Here is a 4,108-nt window from a genome sequence, read left to right as displayed (position 1 = left end):
CGTGGCCCGCAGCGCCGACCTGGTGGCCGACGTGGGCGCCGCGCACCTGGCCGCCGCCCCCGAGCGCGTCGTCCTCGACGGGCGCACCCACCTGCGCTGGCGGCTCGGTGACGTGCCGCGCCGCGTCCTGGTCGTCGGCCACCACGACACGGTGTGGCCCGTCGGGTCGCTCGCCACGCATCCGTTCGGCATCGAGAACGGCGTGCTGCGCGGGCCGGGCTGCTTCGACATGAAGACCGGCGTGGTGATGGCGTTCCACGCCCTGGCCGCGCTGCGGAGCACCGACGGCGTGACCGTGCTGATCACCGGCGACGAAGAACTCGGCTCACCCTCGTCCCGCGCGCTCATCGAGGCCGAGGCGCGCGGCTGCGAAGCGGCACTCGTCCTGGAGGCGTCGGCGGACGGCGGGGCCCTCAAGACGGAACGCAAAGGTGTGTCGCGCTACGACGTGCTGCTGCGGGGCCGCGCCGCCCACGCGGGGCTCGAGCCCCACCTCGGCGTGAACGCGAGCATCGAGGCGGCACACCAGATCCTCGCCACCGCGGCGCTCGGCGACGCCGCAGCCGGAACCACCGTCACGCCGACCGCGCTCGACGCGGGCACCACCACGAACACCGTGCCCGCACAGGGGCGGTTCGCGGTCGACGTACGGATGCGCGGCACCGCCGAGCAGGACCGCGTGGACGCCGCGATGCGGGGCCTGCGGCCGGTGCTCGACGGGGCCCGTATCGAGGTCACCGGGGGCCCCAACCGGCCGCCGATGCCCGGCGGCGCCTCGCGGGAGCTGTTCGCCCGCGCCGCCCGGATCGCCGATGACCTGGGCGTCGGGCCGCTCTCCGCGGTCGCCGTCGGCGGCGCTTCGGACGGCAACTTCACCGCGGGCGTCGGCACCCCGACCCTGGACGGACTCGGCGCCGTCGGCGGCGGCGCCCACGCCGACCACGAACACGTCGAGGTGGCCGAACTGCCCCGACGGACAGCCCTGCTCACGGCACTGCTGCGGGAACTCCTTGATCACGCCCAGCGCCCCCACGGCAAAGAAGATGACTCCCGTGATTGATCTGTCCAGCGACACGAGCCGCACCACCGAGGCGGGTGGCGTAGTGGGCGAGGCCGTCGCCGCGGCGGCGTCCGCGGCCCGCTCGGCCCGCGTGTCCGTACGTCAACTCGCCGACCTGGAGCACCTGGAGGCCGTACAGAACCTCTACGAGGGAATCTGGCGGCCGGACGGAAAGACCCCGCCGGTGACGACCGAACTGCTGCGCGCGCTCACCAAGGCGGGCAGCTATGTGGGCGGCGCCTTCGACGGCGGCGAACTCGACAGCGGCGAATTCATCGGCGGCGAACTCGTCGGCGCCTGCGTCGGGTTCTTCTCGCCACCCGCCGACGAGGCCCTGCACAGCCATATCGCCGGGGTGGCCACAGGGATGCGCGGCCGCAATGTCGGCTACGCCCTCAAGCTGCACCAGCGGGCCTGGGCGCTCCAGCGTCAAGTGGCCGAGATCTCCTGGACGTTCGATCCGCTGGTGCGCCGCAACGCCTACTTCAACCTCGGCAAACTGGCCGCCGCGGCCACCGAGTACCTGCCCAACTTCTACGGCCCGATGCACGACGGCATCAACGGCACCGACGACACGGACCGCCTCCTGGTCACCTGGCGCCTCGCCGCCCCCGAGGTCGCCCTGGCCTGTGCGGGTCGGCGCGGCGCGCCGCACACGGTGGGCGTCACCGCCCTCGGCGTCTCACCGCGGGACCGCCCGGTTCTCGGCACCCTCGATGGCCCGACCGTCCTGGTCGCCGTGCCCGACGACATCGAGAGGCTGCGCGCCACCGACCCCGCCCGGGCCGCCGCCTGGCGCTCCGCCGTGCGTGACGTCCTGGGCGGGCTGCTCGCGGACGGGGCACGGATCACCGGCTTCGACCGGGCGGGCCGGTACATCGTCGAAAGGAAGGACACGTCATGGAAGAACACGGCATGAAGCTCACCGGGGTCGAGATGCGCCGCATCCGGATGCCGCTGGTGGCGCCGTTCAGGACCTCGTTCGGCACGCAGACGGTCCGTGACGCCTTGCTGCTGCGCGCCGTCACACCCGACGCCGAGGGCTGGGGCGAGTGCGTCGCGATGAGCGATCCGCTGTACTCGTCCGAGTACGTCGACGGCTGCGCCGACGTGCTCCGCCGCTTCCTCGTTCCCGCGCTCACCGGCCGCCGCGACCGGCTCGACGCTTCCGCGGTCGCTCCCGCGCTCAGCCCCTTCAAGGGGCATCTGATGGCGAAGGCGGCCCTCGAAATGGCCGTTCTGGACGCCGAGTTGCGCGAGCGCGGCGTACCGCTCTCGCGGGAGCTGGGTGCCGTACGCGATCGGGTGCCCTGCGGGGTCTCGGTGGGGATCATGGACTCGGTCCCTGAGCTCCTGGAGGCCGTCGCGGGATACCTCGACGCCGGCTACGTACGCGTCAAGCTGAAGATAGAGCCGGGGTGGGACGTCGCGCCGGTGCGTGCCGTCCGCGAGCGGTTCGGCGACGACGTGCTGCTCCAGGTCGACGCCAACACCGCCTACACTCGCGCCGACGCGCGCCACCTGGCACGGCTCGACCCGTTCGACCTCCTGCTCATCGAACAGCCGCTGCCCGAGGACGACTTGATCGGCCACGCGGAGCTCGCGCGCCAGGTGCGTACGCCGATCTGTCTGGACGAGTCCATCACCTCGGCACGCGCCGCCGCCGACGCGATCGCTCTGGGCGCCACCAGCATCGTCAACATCAAGCCCGGCCGGGTCGGCGGCTATCTGGAGGCCCGCCGCATCCACGACGTGTGCACCGCCCACGGGGTGCCCGTGTGGTGCGGCGGCATGCTGGAGACCGGGCTCGGCCGGGCCGCGAACGTCGCGCTCGCGGCGCTGCCCGGCTTCACCGTGCCGGGCGACACCTCCGCGTCCGACCGCTACTACCGCACGGACATCACCGAGCCGTTCACCCTCGACGACGGGCATCTGCCCGTCCCTGCCGGGCCCGGCATCGGTGTGGAGCCGCTCGCGGACGCCCTCGACGCGGTGACGGTGTCCACGGAGTGGATCCCCGCCTGATGCGGGGTCCCCGCCTGATGCGGCTGCCGCGCACGACCCTGTCGTACGTGGGGAACTCCCCGTAGGCTCTTGACCTATACGACGTATAGGAAGCCGTGCACGAAGCCGGTTCTCGCCACCCACGGGAGGAAGCGTGCTCATCCCGGTGACCACCCATCCCCGAGCCAGCCTGCGGCGCGTACTCGAGGATCTGGGCCCCACGCTCCTGGACCTCGTGCGCGGCGACCCCGACGGCGCCGACGACATCGGCGGCGTCGTCATCCACGACCCGCACGACGAGCCCGTGCCGCCACCTCAGGCACTCGTGCTCGGCGTCGCGGTGCACGATCCGGTGGAGATCGTCCGGCTGCTCGACGCCCTCGGCACCCAGGACGCCGCGGGACTGGTCGTCCGCGCTCCGGTCGCCGCCGACGAGAAGGTCACCGAGGCGGTGCGGCGGTCCGGGGTCGCGCTGCTCGGCCTGACACGCGGCGCCTCGTGGGCGCAGCTCGCCGCGATGCTGCGGGCGCTCATCGCGGAGGGCGATGTCGGGGAGACGGGCCAGGAGACGCTGGGCGGTGTGGCGTCCGGGGACCTGTTCGCGCTGGCCAACGCGGTCGGGGCGCTCCTGGACGCGCCCGTCACCATCGAGGACCGCAGCTGGCGGGTGCTCGCCTTCTCCGGGCGGCAGGACGAGGCCGATCCCTCGCGGGTCGAGACCATCCTCGGCCGCCAGGTGCCCGAACGCTTCACCCGCGTCCTGGAGGAGCGCGGAGTCTTCCAGGCCATGTACCGCAACGACCGCCCCGTCTACGTGGAGCCCTTGGTGGAGGTGGAGGGCGGCGACCTCAGCCTGCCGCGGGTGGCCCTCGCCGTCCGCGCCGGTGACGAGATACTCGGCTCCATCTGGGCCGCGGTCCACGGGCCGCTCAGCGCCGAGCGCGACCAGGCCCTGCGCGACGCGGCCAAGCTGGTCGCACTGCATCTGCTGCGGCTGCGCGCGGGCGCCGACGTCGAACGGCGGCTGCGCGCCGACCTCGTGGG

3 protein-coding genes and 1 pseudogene are annotated in these 4,108 nt (G+C 73.2%); all 4 read left to right on the top strand.

Going from position 1 to position 4,108, the window contains the following annotated elements; genetic code table 11:
- Position 1: 1 nt before the first annotated feature.
- Positions 2-1,060 carry a M20/M25/M40 family metallo-hydrolase gene (locus ABD378_RS41505; protein ID WP_344530215.1) on the top strand — a complete coding sequence of 353 codons (1,059 nt, stop codon included), beginning with the start codon at positions 2-4 and terminating at the stop codon, positions 1,058-1,060.
- The gene (locus ABD378_RS41500; RefSeq protein WP_386545854.1) at positions 1,044-1,979 is read left to right on the top strand and encodes a GNAT family N-acetyltransferase; all 936 of its coding nucleotides are present in this window, start codon (positions 1,044-1,046) and stop codon (positions 1,977-1,979) included. The genes ABD378_RS41505 and ABD378_RS41500 overlap by 17 nt, the downstream gene beginning before the upstream one ends.
- Complete coding sequence (gene menC / locus ABD378_RS41495) at positions 1,976-3,085, top strand: o-succinylbenzoate synthase (RefSeq protein WP_344530219.1); 1,110 nt, start codon at positions 1,976-1,978, stop codon at positions 3,083-3,085. The genes ABD378_RS41500 and menC overlap by 4 nt, the downstream gene beginning before the upstream one ends.
- A gap of 133 nt (positions 3,086-3,218) precedes the next feature.
- Positions 3,219-4,108: pseudogene (locus ABD378_RS41490) on the top strand (PucR family transcriptional regulator); the annotation flags it as partial.

Origin of the sequence: Streptomyces rectiviolaceus (genome assembly GCF_039533825.1) — a bacterium.
Classification (GTDB): Bacteria; Actinomycetota; Actinomycetes; order Streptomycetales; family Streptomycetaceae; genus Streptomyces; species Streptomyces rectiviolaceus.
Note: the sequence above shows the minus strand (reverse complement) of the source record. Positions and strands in the feature narration are given on the sequence as shown.